Origin of the sequence: Oceanisphaera sp. W20_SRM_FM3 (assembly GCF_052119705.1) — a bacterium.
Lineage (GTDB): Bacteria > Pseudomonadota > Gammaproteobacteria > Enterobacterales > Aeromonadaceae > Oceanimonas.
In genome coordinates, this window is sequence record NZ_JBGQOP010000001.1 from 70,955 (window position 1) to 87,333 (window position 16,379).

At 53.1% G+C, this 16,379-nt stretch carries 11 protein-coding genes and 1 tRNA gene; 2 read left to right on the plus strand and 10 right to left on the minus strand.

The window, feature by feature from the left end; all coding sequences use genetic code 11:
- The first annotated feature begins 127 nt into the window (after window positions 1–127).
- Together folB and ACEN2G_RS00335 are read left to right on the plus strand one after the other, a co-directional pair.
- On the plus strand, window positions 128–484 hold the full coding sequence (gene folB, locus ACEN2G_RS00330; protein WP_442019465.1) for a dihydroneopterin aldolase: 357 nt from the start codon (window positions 128–130) through the stop codon (window positions 482–484).
- An 87-nt stretch (window positions 485–571) separates the two neighbouring features.
- The gene (locus tag ACEN2G_RS00335; protein ID WP_442019466.1) at window positions 572–1,372 is read left to right on the plus strand and encodes an undecaprenyl-diphosphate phosphatase; all 801 of its coding nucleotides are present in this window, start codon (window positions 572–574) and stop codon (window positions 1,370–1,372) included.
- A 267-nt stretch (window positions 1,373–1,639) separates the two neighbouring features.
- On the opposite strand, the gene cca is transcribed toward ACEN2G_RS00335, so the two are convergent.
- The 10 genes from cca to putA form a co-directional block, all read right to left on the minus strand.
- Window positions 1,640–2,803, minus strand: coding sequence for a multifunctional CCA addition/repair protein (gene cca / locus ACEN2G_RS00340; protein WP_442019660.1), 1,164 nt, complete (start codon window positions 2,801–2,803; stop codon window positions 1,640–1,642).
- A 42-nt stretch (window positions 2,804–2,845) separates the two neighbouring features.
- Window positions 2,846–3,646 (minus strand): formate dehydrogenase accessory sulfurtransferase FdhD, encoded by an 801-nt coding sequence (gene fdhD / locus ACEN2G_RS00345; protein WP_442019467.1) that lies wholly within the window; start codon window positions 3,644–3,646, stop codon window positions 2,846–2,848.
- Between the two features lie 35 nt (window positions 3,647–3,681).
- A tRNA-Sec gene (locus ACEN2G_RS00350) sits at window positions 3,682–3,777 on the minus strand.
- A 70-nt stretch (window positions 3,778–3,847) separates the two neighbouring features.
- On the minus strand, window positions 3,848–5,761 hold the full coding sequence (gene selB / locus ACEN2G_RS00355) for a selenocysteine-specific translation elongation factor (RefSeq protein WP_442019468.1): 1,914 nt from the start codon (window positions 5,759–5,761) through the stop codon (window positions 3,848–3,850).
- Complete coding sequence (gene selA / locus ACEN2G_RS00360) at window positions 5,758–7,215, minus strand: L-seryl-tRNA(Sec) selenium transferase (RefSeq protein WP_442019469.1); 1,458 nt, start codon at window positions 7,213–7,215, stop codon at window positions 5,758–5,760. The genes selB and selA overlap by 4 nt, the downstream gene beginning before the upstream one ends.
- 2 nt (window positions 7,216–7,217) lie before the next feature.
- Complete coding sequence (gene fdhE, locus ACEN2G_RS00365; protein WP_442019470.1) at window positions 7,218–8,144, minus strand: formate dehydrogenase accessory protein FdhE; 927 nt, start codon at window positions 8,142–8,144, stop codon at window positions 7,218–7,220.
- Window positions 8,145–8,257: 113 nt separating this feature from the next.
- Window positions 8,258–8,890, minus strand: a complete 633-nt coding sequence (locus ACEN2G_RS00370) for a formate dehydrogenase subunit gamma (protein ID WP_442019471.1) — start codon at window positions 8,888–8,890, stop codon at window positions 8,258–8,260.
- Window positions 8,883–9,833, minus strand: coding sequence for a formate dehydrogenase subunit beta (gene fdxH / locus ACEN2G_RS00375; protein ID WP_442019472.1), 951 nt, complete (start codon window positions 9,831–9,833; stop codon window positions 8,883–8,885). Before fdxH ends, ACEN2G_RS00370 begins: the two co-directional genes overlap by 8 nt.
- A 9-nt stretch (window positions 9,834–9,842) precedes the next feature.
- A complete protein-coding gene (fdnG, locus tag ACEN2G_RS00380) occupies window positions 9,843–12,905 on the minus strand; it encodes a formate dehydrogenase-N subunit alpha (RefSeq protein WP_442019473.1) in 3,063 nt (1,020 codons plus the stop codon).
- A 265-nt stretch (window positions 12,906–13,170) separates the two neighbouring features.
- On the minus strand, window positions 13,171–16,377 hold the full coding sequence (gene putA / locus ACEN2G_RS00385; RefSeq protein ID WP_442019474.1) for a bifunctional proline dehydrogenase/L-glutamate gamma-semialdehyde dehydrogenase PutA: 3,207 nt from the start codon (window positions 16,375–16,377) through the stop codon (window positions 13,171–13,173).
- Window positions 16,378–16,379 lie beyond the last annotated feature (2 nt).

The following is a 16,379-nucleotide window of genomic DNA, read 5'->3' on the forward strand; positions in this document are numbered from 1 at the left end:
TACCTCGGGACCAATCCGTTACTATGATCCCTTACTATGCGAGCCTAAACCGAGTTAAGGGCAGGCAGAAAGTGTGCTGCGCTTGGCTCGATTCCGAATTAGTTCAGCTTAACAGAAGATAGAGACGATGGATAAAGTGTTTGTAGAAGGCTTAGAAGTACTCACCACCATAGGCGTTTATGAGTGGGAAAAGAGCATTAAACAGAAGCTGCGCTTCGACTTGGAAATGGGCTTTAATAATGCGCCAGCCGCCAAAGACGATGACATTAATAAGGCACTCGACTACGCGACTTTATCAGCCGCTGTCACTGAGTTTGCCGAGCTTAATCAGTTTGAATTAATCGAAACTATGGCCGAGCGGGTAGCCGAGCTGATATTCCGTCGCTTTGACGTGCAGTTTGTAAAGGTACGCCTGACTAAGCTGAATGCGGTAGTCAATGCGGCAGGCGTTGGTGTGGAAATTCTCAGAACCCGTAAAGTGTAAACTGAGGCAAACACAGTAATAAACGGTCATCCAATTGTCATCTGCGCTCATTAATATGCAGCCGTTAACGGTGAAAAGGATGCTCAGATGGAAGTGCACGTAATATTACTGGCGTTAATCCAAGGCTTTACCGAATTTTTACCTATCTCAAGCTCGGCACATTTGATTTTGCCCTCTGTGCTATTGGGCTGGCCTGATCAAGGCATAGCCTTTGACGTGGCTGTGCACTTGGGCAGCTTGTTGGCGGTGTTATATTATTTTCGCCAAGAAGTGGTCAGCCTCACTCATGCTTGGGCTGGTTCCTTGCAAGGGCGTGATGCCACAAGTGAATCGCGCTTGGCTTGGTGCATTATTTTGGCCACCATTCCGGCTTGTATTATCGGGGCCTTGTTTGGCAGTTTTATTAAAGATTTTTTACGCTCAGGCTGGGTGATTGCCATCGCCACCATCGTATTTGGTTTGTTGTTATGGTGGGCAGATAAGCGCGCCCAACACCTTAAAAGTGAATATCAAACCGGTTGGCGCGGCGCATTGTTATTAGGCTGTGCGCAAGCCGTGGCGCTGATCCCCGGCACCTCGCGTAGCGGCATTACCTTAACCGCCGGCTTGATGCTCGGGCTAACGCGCAGCGCCGCCGCCCGTTTTTCCTTTTTGATGTCGATCCCGATTATCTTGTTAGCCGGTAGCCATCAGGCGGTGGGCTTACTAAGCAACCCCGTCGCTATCTCTTGGTCGGCGATGAGCCTTGGTATACTGGTTTCGTTTCTCAGTGCACTGGCCTGTATTCATCTGTTCTTGGCGTTGCTGGAGCGCATCGGTGTGTTGCCGTTTGTGTTGTATCGATTAGGCTTAGGCGCGGTGCTGATTTGGATGATGGCAGGCCAATAACTTAAGCCAATCTGATTACCCACAAAGTTCAGCTATGTTTCAGTGACTTCAGCGTCAATATATTCGATGGGTTACAACGTAGGTGGCCGTCTCTTCGGCGAAGAGGACTTCGCCACGGCTTTATGTTTTTATTTAAAATTGCCAGCAAAGCTGGCGTGCCGAAACTTTCTGTTTATAAACAAGTGGCAGCTACCAAAACCTAAATAAGGCAGCATAATGGCTGAGGTTCATAAGTAATCAGGTAAGCCGAAAATCTAACCGCACAGCTTAAGCAAGCCATGCTTGCAACTGCGCTAACCGCGCCTGTTTAATGGCCTCGCCAATGGCGGGGCCTTTTAGCCCTTGGGCCACAAAGGGGCCGGCGGTAATGGATTGTAGCGCTTGAAACCAATGCCATAATTGCGGGCGCTGGGGGTAGGGTTCGGCACTTGCATCTAAAGCTGTACTGGCTTGCCAATCAGCTTGAGCGCAGATCAATAACTGTGCGAAACGCTCGGGCCTGCGCCAGCTATCGGTTTCTTGAAATAACGCCAATATATCTTCTGCATTATCTCGGTTTGGCTCTCGCAGAGCATGAATGCGCTGATGCCAACGGCTGGCCAATAGCGCCAGTTCTTTATGCTCGGTAGGCACCTTGCTGCGTTCGCACAAGTCGGTGAGTGCTGCCACATCTAACTGCAAGGTGAGCGCAGCAAAACGACAAACCAAATCGGCTGTTAGCTGTGTGCAATGCCATAAGGCTTGCAGCGCATGAGGCTTTTGATTAGCGGTTGGCTGTAGCTGTCTACTAAACAGCTTATCGAGTTCTGGATATAAGGCTTTAAGCGCACCACAGCTCTGCAATACCTCAAAAAACACCTGCGGTTGCTCGCAGGCCAAGGCCTTTTCGGTTTCTTTCCACACTCGCTCCGGCGTAAGCGCACTCAGCTCGCCACTAGCCGCAATTTGCTGCATTAGTGCCTGCGTTTCATCGGCCACGGTAAAACCTAAATCATGAAAACGGGCGGCAAAGCGCGCCACGCGCAATACGCGTAACGGATCTTCATTAAAAGCATCAGACACATGGCGCAAGCTGCGGGCTGCTATGTCGGCTTGGCCGCCGTAGGGATCATAAAGAGCGCCATTTTCATCTTGAGCGATGGCATTAATGGTCAGATCGCGGCGGCTTAAGTCTTCTTCCAACGTGATGTCTGGGCCAAAGTCGCAGATAAAGCCGGTGTAGCCGGAGCCGGCCTTGCGCTCGGTGCGCGCTAGCGCGTATTCGTTTTTACTTTTGGGATGCAAAAATACCGGAAAGTCTTTGCCGACCTGCTGATAGCCGAGTGTGAGCAGCTGTTCTGGCAAGGCGCCCACCACCACATAATCGCGGTCAACAACGGGTAAGCCTAATAAGGCATCACGCACAGCGCCGCCGACTAAATAAATTTCCATTTTCTGTTCTGCACACAGGTTATCCTTCAAACAAGTTTTCCTTTATTCGACGTAATGAGAATGGGCGGACGCCGCATACACTCTAGGCTCTTGCTGATAGGGCAAGTGTATCAAGTTGAGCTTATGCAGGCGCGCCTGCTCGACCGCCAGCACGGTCGGCGCGCTTAAGGTGATAAGGGTCGGATTGTGGGTGCGCACCATTTTTAGAATAAGCTCTATGCTGCAGCGGCTGGTCACTAAGATCATGCCCGCAGGAGTATTGGGCTGACGGTGGTGCCAACCCAACAGCTTATCGAGCGCATTATGGCGGCCTACGTCTTCACTGGCATGCTGTATTTGGCCCTGCATATCGGCAAAAAAAGCGGCATGCAGGGCGCCACAGTCTCGATTTAACTTTTGCCAGTTTGGCAACTGATCGCGCAATCCCATCAGCGCTGATATGCTGGGTAATTCGCTAACTGGCAGCGGCGCTAACTTAGGCAAGGCCGCTTCTAGAGATTCAATCCCACATAAACCACAACCGGTGCGACCCGCTAGGCTGCGCCTTTGCTCCTGCCATGGCTGATGGCAGCGATTGGCTAAGGTTACGTTGGCAATAATGGCGTTTTGCTGGGTAATAAACTCGAGATCGTGAATGTCTCTGTGGTGCTGGATTATGCCTTCGGTCAGTAGAAAGCCGATGATAAAGGCGTCTAACTGGTAGGGGCTGACCATCATCACCGCATGATTGACGCCATTGAGCGTAATAGCGAGCGGGACTTCATTGGCGAGAATATGCGCCGAGTCTGCTAGGGTGCAGACGGCTTGGCTGGGGGCCAAATTATCTAGGGTCGCATCGTCCATATAGCGTCCTGTGCGAAAAGATAAGAGCAGATAAATGGCGGAAAGTAGTAGGAGTCGAACCTACCCGGGAACGTCTAACGCCCCCAACTGGGTTTGAAGCCCAGCCGCACCACCGGATACGATTACTTTCCATTTTTCATGTACATACACATACACATTTACATACACACCAGAACAGGCTATCACAATGGCCACATCAAGCTAGCTTGTAAATAGCAGATTGTCGGGCCGGATCACATGTCTGTCTTGCAGCCGCCGACTATAGCCAATTCGTTGAAAAAATTCGAGTATTTGTAACGTTCGCTTACGCCCTAATGCCAATTGATCCCGCAGCTCGGCGGCCTTTATGCCCTGATTTTGCGGTTGCTGGCGCATCAGTTGTGCCAGCTGTTCGATATGCTGATGATGATAAAGCAAGTCGGGTTGCACCTGATACAGTTTGCCCTGTTGCACTAACTTACGGCCCAGCTGGCGGATCTCTGGTTCTGGTATCTCCAAGAAGCTTGCTATGTCGCGCACCCAAGGTGGATCGTATTGGCCTTGATGGGCTAAGTGCAGAATTTGCTCCGCCAATTGCTGTTCTTGTTCACTCAAGCTGACCGTATGCTCCGGCAGATGATACCAAGCGCCTTGCCGCTTAAGTCGCTGAGTTTGTACTAAGGCCTGCAAAGCACTCTGCCATAAGGATAGGGGTAAGGCGTGGTTGGTCATGCGCCTTAGTCGATCGGCACCCATGCCGGGTTCATCCGGATAGCGTTGATGGGCTTGCTCCAGCGTACTTTCAATCTGAATTAGTAGGTTTTCCCACCGGACTTTATCCATCAGTACGGCCACTTGCTTATTAGTGGCAGGCTTTATCCAAATAGCCGTATCGGGAATAACCAGCTGCTCGACTTCTCCATCAATCAGGCGGCGCAAGTCGGGCTCGCTAATGCCGTGCGGCGCTTGGGCCAGTAAAGGCGAGAGCTGTTGATCTTTCAAATAACTGGCGACTGTCGAAAGCCACGCCAAACGTGCCGGCGTACGGCGTTTTCGATCAGGCCCGTTGGCATCCAGCACGTGACCGCCGCCTAAGGTCTGCTTGGCCTGAGCGTTGCGAATAATAAAGCGGTCGCCGGGCATGGCACACTGGGGGCCATCGAACACCAGCTGCGCAAAACCCTGCTCGCCTGATGGCAATGACTCAGCGCTGAGCGGCACCACATGGGCCATCAGGTGTGCCGCACCAAGATGCACATGTACCGGCATCCAAGTGGTGAGCGGCTGCGCTAAATTACTCAGCAGTTGCAGCTGCACATCGATGCGGGTGGAAGGCGTAAAGCAGCGCTCATCGGCCAGCCAATCGCCGTTGTTGATGGCGTCTTTGGCGATGTTGGCAATATTTAGGGCGCAGCGCTGGCCGGCATGGGCGCTGAGGCTTGGCTGGTTTTGCGCATGAATGCTACGCACGCGGATAGGCGTGTTGGCGGGCATTAGACGCAGCTTACTGTTCGGATTTTTTAACTCAAAGGCGCCGCCGTGCACTGTGCCTGTGACTACCGTGCCTTGGCCGCTTAAGGTAAAGGCGCGGTCGATAGCCAAGCGAAACAGGCCGCTGCGACTGATGGCTTCTTGCTGCTGGGCCTGAAGTTGTAAAAAATCACTTAACGCCGCTATGCCAGAGCCAGATAAGCTATCGACGATAAATTGCGGCGAGTCGGCCAAAAAGGTATGAGCCAGCGTTTGGCTAAGCTGCGCCAACGTTTGCGCCAATTGCTCGGGTTGCGCCTTATCTTGCTTAGTAATCACTACACAACCTTGAGTGAGGCCGAGTAGCGATAAAATAGCAATATGCTCAAGAGTTTGCGGCATTACACCGTCGTCGGCCGCCACCACCAACATGGCAAAATCGATGCCGGTAGCACCCGCCACCATGGTATGGATTAAGCCTTCGTGGCCGGGCACATCGACGAAGCCCAGCGTGATATCTTGGGCCAAATGCCGATAGGCATACCCCAAGCTAATGGTGATACCTCGTGTTTGCTCGTCTTTTAAGCGGTCGGTATTGATGCCGGTGAGTGCGCGCACCAAGGCCGTTTTACCATGATCGATGTGACCCGCAGTGCCGATAATCATAACTGAGTACTGCTCCATGTGGTTTGTAACAGTTGTGCTTGTTGCTCGCTCAGGCAACGACAATCCAGATAGAGGGCATTTTTATGGATGCGGCCAATAATCGGCTGCTCTTGGGTGCGCAGCCAACGCTCAAGCCTCATGATCTGGCGATTAGCTTTGTCTGAGCCTTGATAATTAACCACCAAGCCGAAGCTCGGTAGAGAGTCAATCGGCATGGCACCGCTGCCAATTTGGCTGAGCATGGGCTCGCAGCTCACCGCATAATCTTGACCTACAGCCTGCTGCAAGCTGGGTTGCAGTCGCTCGCTTTGCTGTTGTATGTCTGCTTGATCACGAGTTAGCAGCCGCAAGGTAGTGAGTCGTTCGGGTAAATGTTCTGGGCTGCGATACAAAGACAATACAGATTCCAGTGCCGCCATGGTTAGTTTGCCGACTCTAAGGGCCCGTTTTAAAGGATGTTTTTTAATCACATCGATCAATGCTTTGCGGCCCACAATAAAGCCCGCTTGCGGTCCGCCCAGTAGTTTATCGCCGCTAAAGGTCACCAGATCCGCACCTGCTTGTATGGTTTCTTTTACGGTGGGCTCGTGAGGCAAGCCCCACTGTGACAGATCCACCAAAGTACCGCTGCCTAAGTCTACCGTCACTGGGATCTGGTGCTGTTGACCGAGTTTTACTAGCTCACTGAGAGCGGTTTCTTTGGTAAACCCCACCACCGCATAATTGCTGCAATGTACCTTCATCAGCATGGCTGTGTGCTCACCTATGGCGCGCTCATAGTCCGCATAATGGGTGCGGTTAGTGGTGCCAACTTCTACCAGCGTGCTGCCGGCGCTGCTCATAATATCGGGGATGCGAAACGAGCCGCCAATTTCCACCAGCTCGCCGCGCGAGACGATTACTTCTGCTTTTGATGCCACGGCGTTTTGTGAAGCCAAGGCGTTAAGCATTAACAGCACGGCGGCGGCGTTGTTATTGACTACGGTCGCGGCTTCGGCACCGGTTAGCTCGCAGATCAAGTCTTCAATTAAGCTGTCTCGGTCGCCACGCTTGCCCGTTTCTAAATCAAATTCCAGATTAGTAGGCTGAGTGAGCACCTGAGTCACCGCCGCTATGGCGCAGTCCGGCAATAAGGCGCGGCCCAAGTTGGTGTGCAGCACTGTGCCGGTGAGGTTAATCACGGTTTTTAGCTTAGAGGCGGTTAAGACGCCTAGCCTTTCTATTAGCTGCGCGATTAGATTTGCGGGCTCCACTTCACTCTTAGCCAGCTGCTGCTCAAGAGCTTGAGTGCGCCGGTCACTCAGCAGCAAACGCAGCTGTTGGGTGACCAGCGCCAATCCATGCTGCGTGATAGCCGACGTTAACTCAGATTTGTGCAACACCTTATCCAGTGCCGGCAAATCAGCGGGCTGGGCAAGGGCATGCGATGTTATAAGAGGAGTGGGTAGGTTCATTATTATTCAGCCAGTTGCCAGAGATAAGGATTGTTATTGGCGCGGTAAAACTGCGCTTCGCCCATTAAAATATCCAGCGGCAGGCTGGCCAGATCATCGGCAAAGGCTTCGGCGAACTGCTCTTTATCGAGATAAAAAATCTTGCGATATTGCTGACAAGCATCGCAAGACTCGGCCTTAATGCCGACTTTGCCTGCCTCTAGCGTGTGATAGGCCACTTGTTTGGTGTCTTCACAATGGGTGCAAACCACGCGCACTATATGCCATTGGCTCGAGCATAACGAACAAGTGGCATAGCGGATCTGCTCTTTCGGCCCACCGAGCAGTACTGTGCAGGACACCGGTTGGCTGCCACAGCAAGGGCAAAGGCCAAAGGGCGTGTGCGCAGGGATTTTTTTACTATCTAGCCCTGCCACTAATTGGCTCCAGTAAACCTGCAAGGCGGCCATGATAAAGGGCGCTCGGGCCGCATCGATTTTTTCGAGGTCTTGATTGAGTAAGGCATCGGCTGCTTGCTCTAGCAGCTCAGGGCTATTTTTGGTGTCATCCAGCAGCTTACTTAAGTTCTTGCGCACGGCATCGGGCAGGCTGGCGTTGAACAGTCGCTCGAGAATGGCACTGAGCATGGCTCGCCAAGCGGCATCTCGTTTAACGCCGCTGGCGCTAAAAGGCGGCATGCCGTGGGCTTGCGCTTGGGCAAGCTGAGTGTCATCGAGCGCGGGCAGGAACCAATCTTGCTCGAATACTTGTTGCTGGGCGTCTGCAAGTTCGCCAATCAATAACAGGTAATCCTCAATCGGATTATCTGTACTTAAGTCGCGCAGCCGTTGGGCGCGAACGCTAAAGGTATTGGGGGCGGCAAGTATCAGGCGCACTATGCTGGTGCGATCCAGGGTTTCTATTTCGCCACGGGTAAGAATTCGCTGCATGGGCACTCCTTGAGTGAAATCGGCGCTTATCTGTATAAAAACTAAATAAAAGCCGTCAAACGAAGGGTATCATTTGACGGCGTGTTAGGCGCCCCAATTAAGGACTCATATGTTTACTTTAGTGACGAGTCACGCAGTTTTTTGCGATACCACTTACGGTGATGCTTCCACGCCCAGCCTGGCGTAACCGTACCGCGAGTCATGGCACGCACCGAGCCTTTCACCCAAAAACCCGCATAAGCGTGCACTATAATGGCGCACACCAGTATTAAGGCAAACAGCGCATGCAGCATGGACGCCCAGCGGATGGCTTCCACCGGAAATCCGAAATAGGCCCGCCACATCACAACGCCAGATACCAGCAAGCCCAGCATCAGCACTATTAATACCCAATACAACACTTTTTGGCCGCCGTTATAATGACCGGCTTCCGGTACGCCTTCCTCTTGATGGGAGATAACCTTAGGCACGGCTTTTAACCACTTCACATCATCTGCCGTTATGCAGTTTTCTCGCCACAGTCGCAGCGAAAAACTGAAGAAGCTGACCAACATCACTACGCCAATAAAGGGGTGCAATATTCGCGTCCAAGTGCCACCCCCTAATAGGTTGCTCAGCCAAAACAGGCTGGGGTGAAATAATGCCAAGCCAGAAATAGCCAACAGTATGAAGCTCAGCGCAATCAGCCAGTGATTAAGTCGCTGATTAGCCGTGTAGCGTACAATCTCCTGCTCTTCGTTAGTCATGTTTTTCCTCCTTGGCCGCCTGTTCTTGTGTCTGCAGCGCCACTAATTCCGCCGCATGCTTGGCCGCCAGCTCGTCGGCTTTGCTCACCTCTGACGGGCGGTTGCGGATATAGTGCGCCGCACCCACCAGCGCGGTAAGTACCATGGCCGCCACGCCAATCGGTTTGGCCGGCCCCTTCCACAGCGAGACAATGGCGCTGATCTTGGGCGCCTTTGGCAAGCCGCTGTAGAGTTGGGGTTTGTCCGCATGATGCAGTACATACATCACATGGGTGCCGCCCACGCCTTCGGGATCGTACAAGCCCGCGTTGTCATAACCGCGAGATTTTAGATCGCTAATGCGCTCAGCGGCGTGCTGGTGCATTTCATCTTTGGAGCCAAAAGAGATGGCGCCGGTGGGGCAGGTTTTCACGCAGGCCGGTTCTTGGCCCACGGAAACACGGTCCACACATAAGTTGCACTTGTAGGCTTTTTTGTCGGTTTTAGAAATACGTGGCACATCAAACGGGCAGCCGGTGACGCAATAACCACAGCCGATACAATTTTCTTGATTGAAGTCCACTATGCCGTTGGCGTGCTGCACTATGGCGCCGGGAGACGGGCAGGCTTTTAAGCAGCCCGGATCCTCACAGTGCATGCAGCCGTCTTTGCGGATCAACCATTCCAGATCGCCGTCGTCTTTTTCGTATTCGGAAAAGCGCATCACGGTCCAGCTGTTTTCGGTCATGTCGGCTGGGTTGTCGTAAACGCCCACGTTATTGCCAACTTCGTCTCGCAGGTCGTTCCACTCCATGCAGGCCACTTGGCAAGCCTTGCAGCCTATGCATTGCGACACATCAATCAGCTTAGCCACGCCCCCGCCTTGCACGGGGGATTGACGCACGCTGGGTGAAGGTGTGGTGGTCGCCGAGCGACGTTTAATATCCATTCCTTGTGAAGCCATGACTTCCTCCTACACCTTTTCCACGTTGACTAAGAAGGACTTAAACTCAGGTGTTTGTGAGTTAGCGTCCCCCACCGAAGGCGTGAGCGTGTTGGCCAAAAAGCCGGGTTTGGTTAAGCCCACAAAGCCCCAGTGAATGGGAATGCCAATGTGATGCACCCGCTTGCCGTCTATGTCTAGCCCGCGGATCCGCTTGGTAACTACCGCCTTGGCTTTAATGTAGCCTCGGTTAGACGACACCTTAACTACGTCGCCTTCGTTAATGCCTAACTCACCGGCTAACTCGGCACCGATTTCCACAAACTGTTGCGGCTGAATAATGGCGTTCAGCTGCACGTTCTTACTCCAGTAGTGGAAGTGCTCGGTTAAGCGATACGTAGTGCCCACGTAGGGGAACTGCTCTGCTTTACCCATCTCAGCTCGGTCGGCCTCAAACACGCGGGCGGCCGGGTTATTGGTCGCTTTCGCATTGTCCTTAAACAAGGGGTTATAACCGAGCGGCGTTTCAAAGGGCTCGTAATGGGTTGGAAACGGACCTTCTGCCATCTTATCGCGCGCAAAGAAACGTGCCACGCCCTCTGGGTTCATGATGAAGGGTCCCATGCCATTTTCTGGCGGCTCATTGCCTTTAAAGTCCGGCACGTCCGCCCCCGTCCATTTGCCGCCATCCCAGTGCACCAGTGATCGACTGGGATCAAACGGCTTGCCTTGTAGATCACAAGAAGCACGGTTATAGAGCACGCGGCGGTTAGCCGGCCATGCCCACGCCCAGTTAAGGGTTTGACCAATGCCGGTAGGATCGCTGCTGTCACGGCGCGCCATCATGTTGCCTGCTTCGGTCCAAGAGCCCGCATAAATCCAACAACCACCTAAGGTGGAACCGTCATCACGCATTTCGCCAAAGCTGGCTAATTGCTCGCCGGCCTTGCGAATCACCTTGCCTTCACCGTCGAGCAGATCACTCAAGGCGCGGCCATTCAGCTCTTTTGCCAACTCTTCAGACGTAGGCTGGTAAGGGTTAGCATAAGGCCAAGACAACTGAGTAATCGGCTCGGCAAATACGCCGCCTTCTTGCTCGTAAAGACCACGAATATGCTGATAAAGCGTGGCCATGATCTCGATGTCGGTCTTGGCTTCTCCTGGTGGCTCTGCGGCTTTCCAGTGCCATTGCAGCCAGCGCCCCGAGTTAACTAGGGTGCCGTCTTCTTCGGCAAAGCAGGAGGTCGGCAGGCGGAATACTTCGGTTTGAATGTCTGCCGAGTTCACATCGTTCGACTCACCCATGTTGCGCCAAAACTCTGAAGTTTCGGTGGCCAGTGGATCCATGATCACCATAAACTTCAGCTGCGAGAGCGATTTGATCATCTTAGTTTTGTTTGGTGCCGCCGCCAGCGGGTTAAAGCCCTGACAGATGTAACCGTTCATCTTGCCTTGGTTCATCAACTCATAAACCTGCAGCATGTCGTAGGGTTTATCGAGCTTGGGAAAGAAGTCGTAGGCAAAGTTGTTTTCGGCCCGAGCCTTATCTCCCCACCATGCCTTGGCGAGGCTAACGTGGAACTTTTTATAGTTTTGCCAATAGCTCAGCTGGTTTTCGCGCAGCGGTTTTTGGGTGCGCTTATTGATGTAGCCATCAAAATCCTGCTCCGCTTCATTGGGTAGCGTCATGTAGCCCGGTAGCAGATTGGTCATCAAGCCTAAATCCGTTAAACCTTGGATATTAGAGTGACCGCGCAGGGCGTTCATGCCGCCACCGGCGATGCCGATGTTACCCAGCAGCAGTTGCATCATGGCGCCGGTGCGAATGATCTGCGAGCCGATGGAGTGCTGAGTCCAACCCAAGGCATAGAGAATGGTGCCCGCTCTATCTGGGGTATGGGTGGAAGCCAGCAGTTCACAGATCTGGTTAAATTTAGCGATAGGTGTGCCGCACACCCGATTCACCATCTCGGGCGTATAACGCTGGTAATGTTGCTTTAACAGCTGATACACGCAACGCGGATGCTGCAAGCTAGCATCGGCCACCACTTCGCCTTGCTCGTCCAGTTGGTAATCCCAAGAGGACTTGTCGTATTTGCTGCTGTCTTCGTCGTAGCCGGAAAAAATTCCGTTTTCGAAGTCGAAGTCTTCATCCACTAAAAACGACATATCTGTGTAGTTTTTAACGTATTCATGCTGGATCTGGTTGGTATCGAGCAGGTACTTGATCACCCCGCCTAAAAACACGATATCGGTACCGGTACGGATCGGCGCATATACGTCCGCCACCGAAGCGGAACGGTTAAAGCGCGGATCTACTACGATCAGCGTGGCATTGTTATGTGCCTTAGCTTCGGTTACCCATTTAAAGCCACAAGGATGGGCTTCGGCGGCATTGCCGCCCATGATCAGAATAACGTCGGCATTTTTAATATCGACCCAATGATTCGTCATAGCGCCACGGCCAAATGTTGGGGCAAGACCTGCCACCGTAGGACCGTGTCAAACGCGTGCTTGGTTGTCGAATGCCAATATGCCCATAGGGCGTATTACTTTATGGGTGATGTAACCCACTTCGTTACTACTGGCAGAGGCGGCCAGCATGCCGGTGGTCACCCAGCGGTTAACGGTTTTGCCATCATCAGTTTGTTGAATGATGTTCGCATCGCGATCGTCTTTCATTAATTTTGAGATACGACTAAATGCCTGATCCCAAGAAATGCGCTGCCAAGTATCGGAGCCGGGAGCGCGATATTCAGGAAAGGTCAGACGGTTAGGGCTGTGAATAAAGTCCACCAGACCGGCGCCTTTCGGGCACAAGGTGCCGCGATTCACCGGGTGGTCGTGGTCGCCTTCGATGTGCATCACGCTTGGCTTGGCGTTTTTGGCGCCATCGCCCATGCTGTACACCAAAATGCCGCAGGCCACGGAGCAATAGGGGCAGGTGCTGCGAGTTTCGGTGGCGCGCAGCAATTTATATTGCCGCGCCGCCGCCAAGGCGGGGGTGGGTGTCATGCCTAGCAACGCCATACTGGACGTGGCTAGGGTGGCACCTGTTATCTTAAAAAAGTCGCGTCTACTGACATTGCTCATGACGCTCTCCTTGTGACACAGAGTTTAGGGGGGTGTTTTTTGGTGCTGTGCTGTTCGCACTTTATTAAAGTCACCAGTGGATTACATGAAGGGCTACATGGAACCCGTGGCTAACTGTCAGCCTAGTTGAGTCCACTCCACTTATCTATTAGACCATAGTAATGGTGTGGTAATAGTCACACTCACAGCCACATTCATGCTCTCAGCATAGAAATGCTTAACCCATCTTATGACCATGCTCCTTATGGTTGCTCTTACCTTCTCCTCATCTTTCTCTTAGCGAGAGCAAGCTGGCATTGCCGCCGATGGCGGTGGTGTTGTTGGTAATGGTTTTCTCGGTAATAAAGCGCGTTAAATAATGGGGCCCACCCGCCTTGGGACCTGTGCCAGACAAGCCTTGCCCACCGAAGGGTTGCACGCCGACCATGGCGCCAATTTGGTCACGATTGATGTAGATATTGCCCACGTTGGCGCGGCTAACAATATGCTGGGCAAAGGTCTCATTGCGACTGTGAATACCGAGCGTAAGGCCATAACCGCTATGGTTGATATCAGCAATGACGTGTTCAATTTGCTCAGCGTTAAAACGCACCACATGCAGAATGGGGCCAAAGTGCTCTTGGCTGAGTTCACTGATGGCTTCGATAGCGATTAACGTGGGCGCGATATAATGGCCATGATCACAGGCGGTGCCGAGCGGCGTTTGGGCGATCAGGGTTTTGCCTGCGGCCTGCATTTGCGCGAGGTGTGCGACGAGCTTGGCTTGTGCCAGCTCGTCTATTAGCGGCCCCACGTCTGAGCTCCAAAATGCGGGGTCGCCGACGCTAAGCTCAGCCATGGCGCCATTTAGTAAGGTAAGCACCTGGTCATAGATATCGCTTTGTAAGTAGAGCACCCGCAGTGCGGAGCAGCGCTGGCCGGCACTTTGAAAGGCGGCACGTATCACGTCCATCACTACTTGCTCGGGCAGGGCGCTGGAGTCCACTATCATGGCGTTTTGGCCGCCGGTTTCGGCGATAAACGGAATAATCGCGCCGTGGCGATCGGCCAAGGTGCGATTAATTTGCTGCGCGGTGGCGGTAGATCCGGTAAAGCAAACACCACTGATACGCGGGTCGGCAATCAAGGCTTGGCCAATGGTGGCGCCGTCTCCCGTCACTAGCTGCAGCACATCCTGTGGAATGCCGGCCAGGTGCGCCAGTTGTGTGGCCAGATGAGCAATTAAACAGGTTTGCGCAGCAGGTTTGGCAATAACCGTATTGCCGGTGACTAAGGCGGCCGTGACTTGACCGATGAAGATGGCCAGCGGAAAGTTCCAAGGGCTAATACAGACGAACACACCTCGACCTTGAGCAAGCAGCGTATTGCGCTCGCCTGTGTAGCCGGGCAGCAAGGTCGGCTGCATTAAACTGCGGGCAAGGTTTGCGTAATAACGGCAAAAATCCACCGCCTCGCGCACTTCATCTATGCCATCTTGCAATAACTTGCCCGCCTCTCGGGTGCACAATGAAATAAACTCAGCTTGATGCTCCTCAAGTAAATCCGCCAAGCGTTCTAACAGCTGCGCACGCTCGCTTACTGGCCTATCGCGCCAGGCAATAAAAGCCGTTTGGGCATAAGTGACGGCTTGTGTTGCCTGATTCGGAGTGGCCATGACTACCTTGCCCACCACTTGGCGATTATCTTGTGGGCTGAATACCGGCAGCACGGTTAATGATTCAAAATTTGCTTCTGCCAGCAAAGGCGCGGCTTGCCATTGCTTATTGGCGAGGCGTTCTAGCTCTTGAAACAAAGGTGCGCGCTGGCTGGCGATATTAAGATTAATGCCACTGGAGTTGATGCGGTCGGTAAAAATGGCCGAGGGTAGTGGGATCTGCTCGTTGGCCAAGCGTTCGCATGCAGCCAAACTAGCGAGCGGGTGCTCGATCAGTGAGTCGACGGGCGTTTTAGGATCCAACAGCTGATGCACAAAGGAAGAGTTGGCGCCGTTTTCTAATAAGCGGCGCACCAGATAGGGCAAGAGATCTTGATGGGCACCCACAGGCGCGTAAATGCGGCAGTGAAGTTCGGGCTGCTCTGTGAGTAAGACGTTATATAAGTCTTCACCCATGCCATGCAAACGCTGGAATTCAAAGTGATGGCCGGTTTGGTTATCTGGAACGGCTGCAGCCATCGTCTGAATAGCGGCTACCGTATGCGCGTTATGGGTAGCAAACTGGGGGTAAAGCGCACCTTGGCAGGCCTCACTCAGCAAGTAGCGAGCGCACACTAAATAACTTACATCTGTGCTCGCCTTGCGAGTAAAGACCGGATAATCGGCGAGTCCCGCTTGTTGGCTGTGTTTAATCTCGCTGTCCCAATAGGCACCTTTTACTAAGCGCAGCGCAATTTCATCCCCTTGCTCACGGGCTAGCGCCGCCAGCCACACGAGTACGGGCAAGGCTCGCTTAGAGTACGCCTGCACCACGAGTCCTAACCCGCCCCAGCCTTGGTTAACGGGGTGGCGATAAAGCAGCTCGAACAAGTCCAGTGACAATTCTAAGCGATCCATTTCTTCCGCATCTAGGGTCACGAATACGTTTAAGGCGCGCGCCTGCTCTAACAGTCGGATCACAGTTGCAAAAAGCTCGCTGAGTACCCGTGCCCGTTGCGCCTCTTCGTAACGCGGGTGCAGCGCCGATAATTTGATGGAGATAGACGGGCGAGGCACTTGTTTATTATTTAATGCGCCGTTATTCAGCTTGGTCTCACCCAAGGCGCTAATGGCGTTGGCGTAAGCTTGATAATATTGCTCGGCATCGAGCGCCGTAATGGCGGCCTCGCCCAGCATGTCGTAAGAATGAGAGTAGCCGAGCGTACGGGCCTTGCGGCTGGCCTTAAGTGCCTCTTTGATATCGCGGCCTAACACAAATTGCTTACCCATGATCTTCATGGCCGCCAGTATTGCCCTGCGTACCACAGGCTCGCCTAAGCGGTTAATCAGGCGGCTTATTACACTGGCCGGATGTGCGGCTAGCTCCGAGTCTAGGCCTGTTTGGTCTAGCGATAGCACCTTGCCGGTTAACATTAGGCTCCACGTGGCTGCATTTACCCATGTCGAATCGCTGTGCCGAACATGTTGTGCCCAATCGCCTGCCGTGAGTTTGTCTTTAATTAAGGCATCTTGGGTCGCGCGGTCGGGAATGCGCAGCAGGGCTTCTGCCAAGCACATTAAGATAATGCCCTCTTGGGTGCTTAAGCTGTATTGCTGCAAAAAGGCGGTAATGCCCTCTGAGCGACTGGCGTTACGTACTTGGCTGACCAGTCGCTCTGCCTTGGCCTGCAGCTGGGCACTATCAAGGGGGGCTTGTTCGATAAGCGCGGCTACGTAAGCATCTTCAGCCACGTCATATTGCTGACTAATCTGCTGGCGCAAATGGCTCAGCTCTTGAGACTGAGTGATGGGGGAAAAGACAGCGGCAACCGAAAACATAA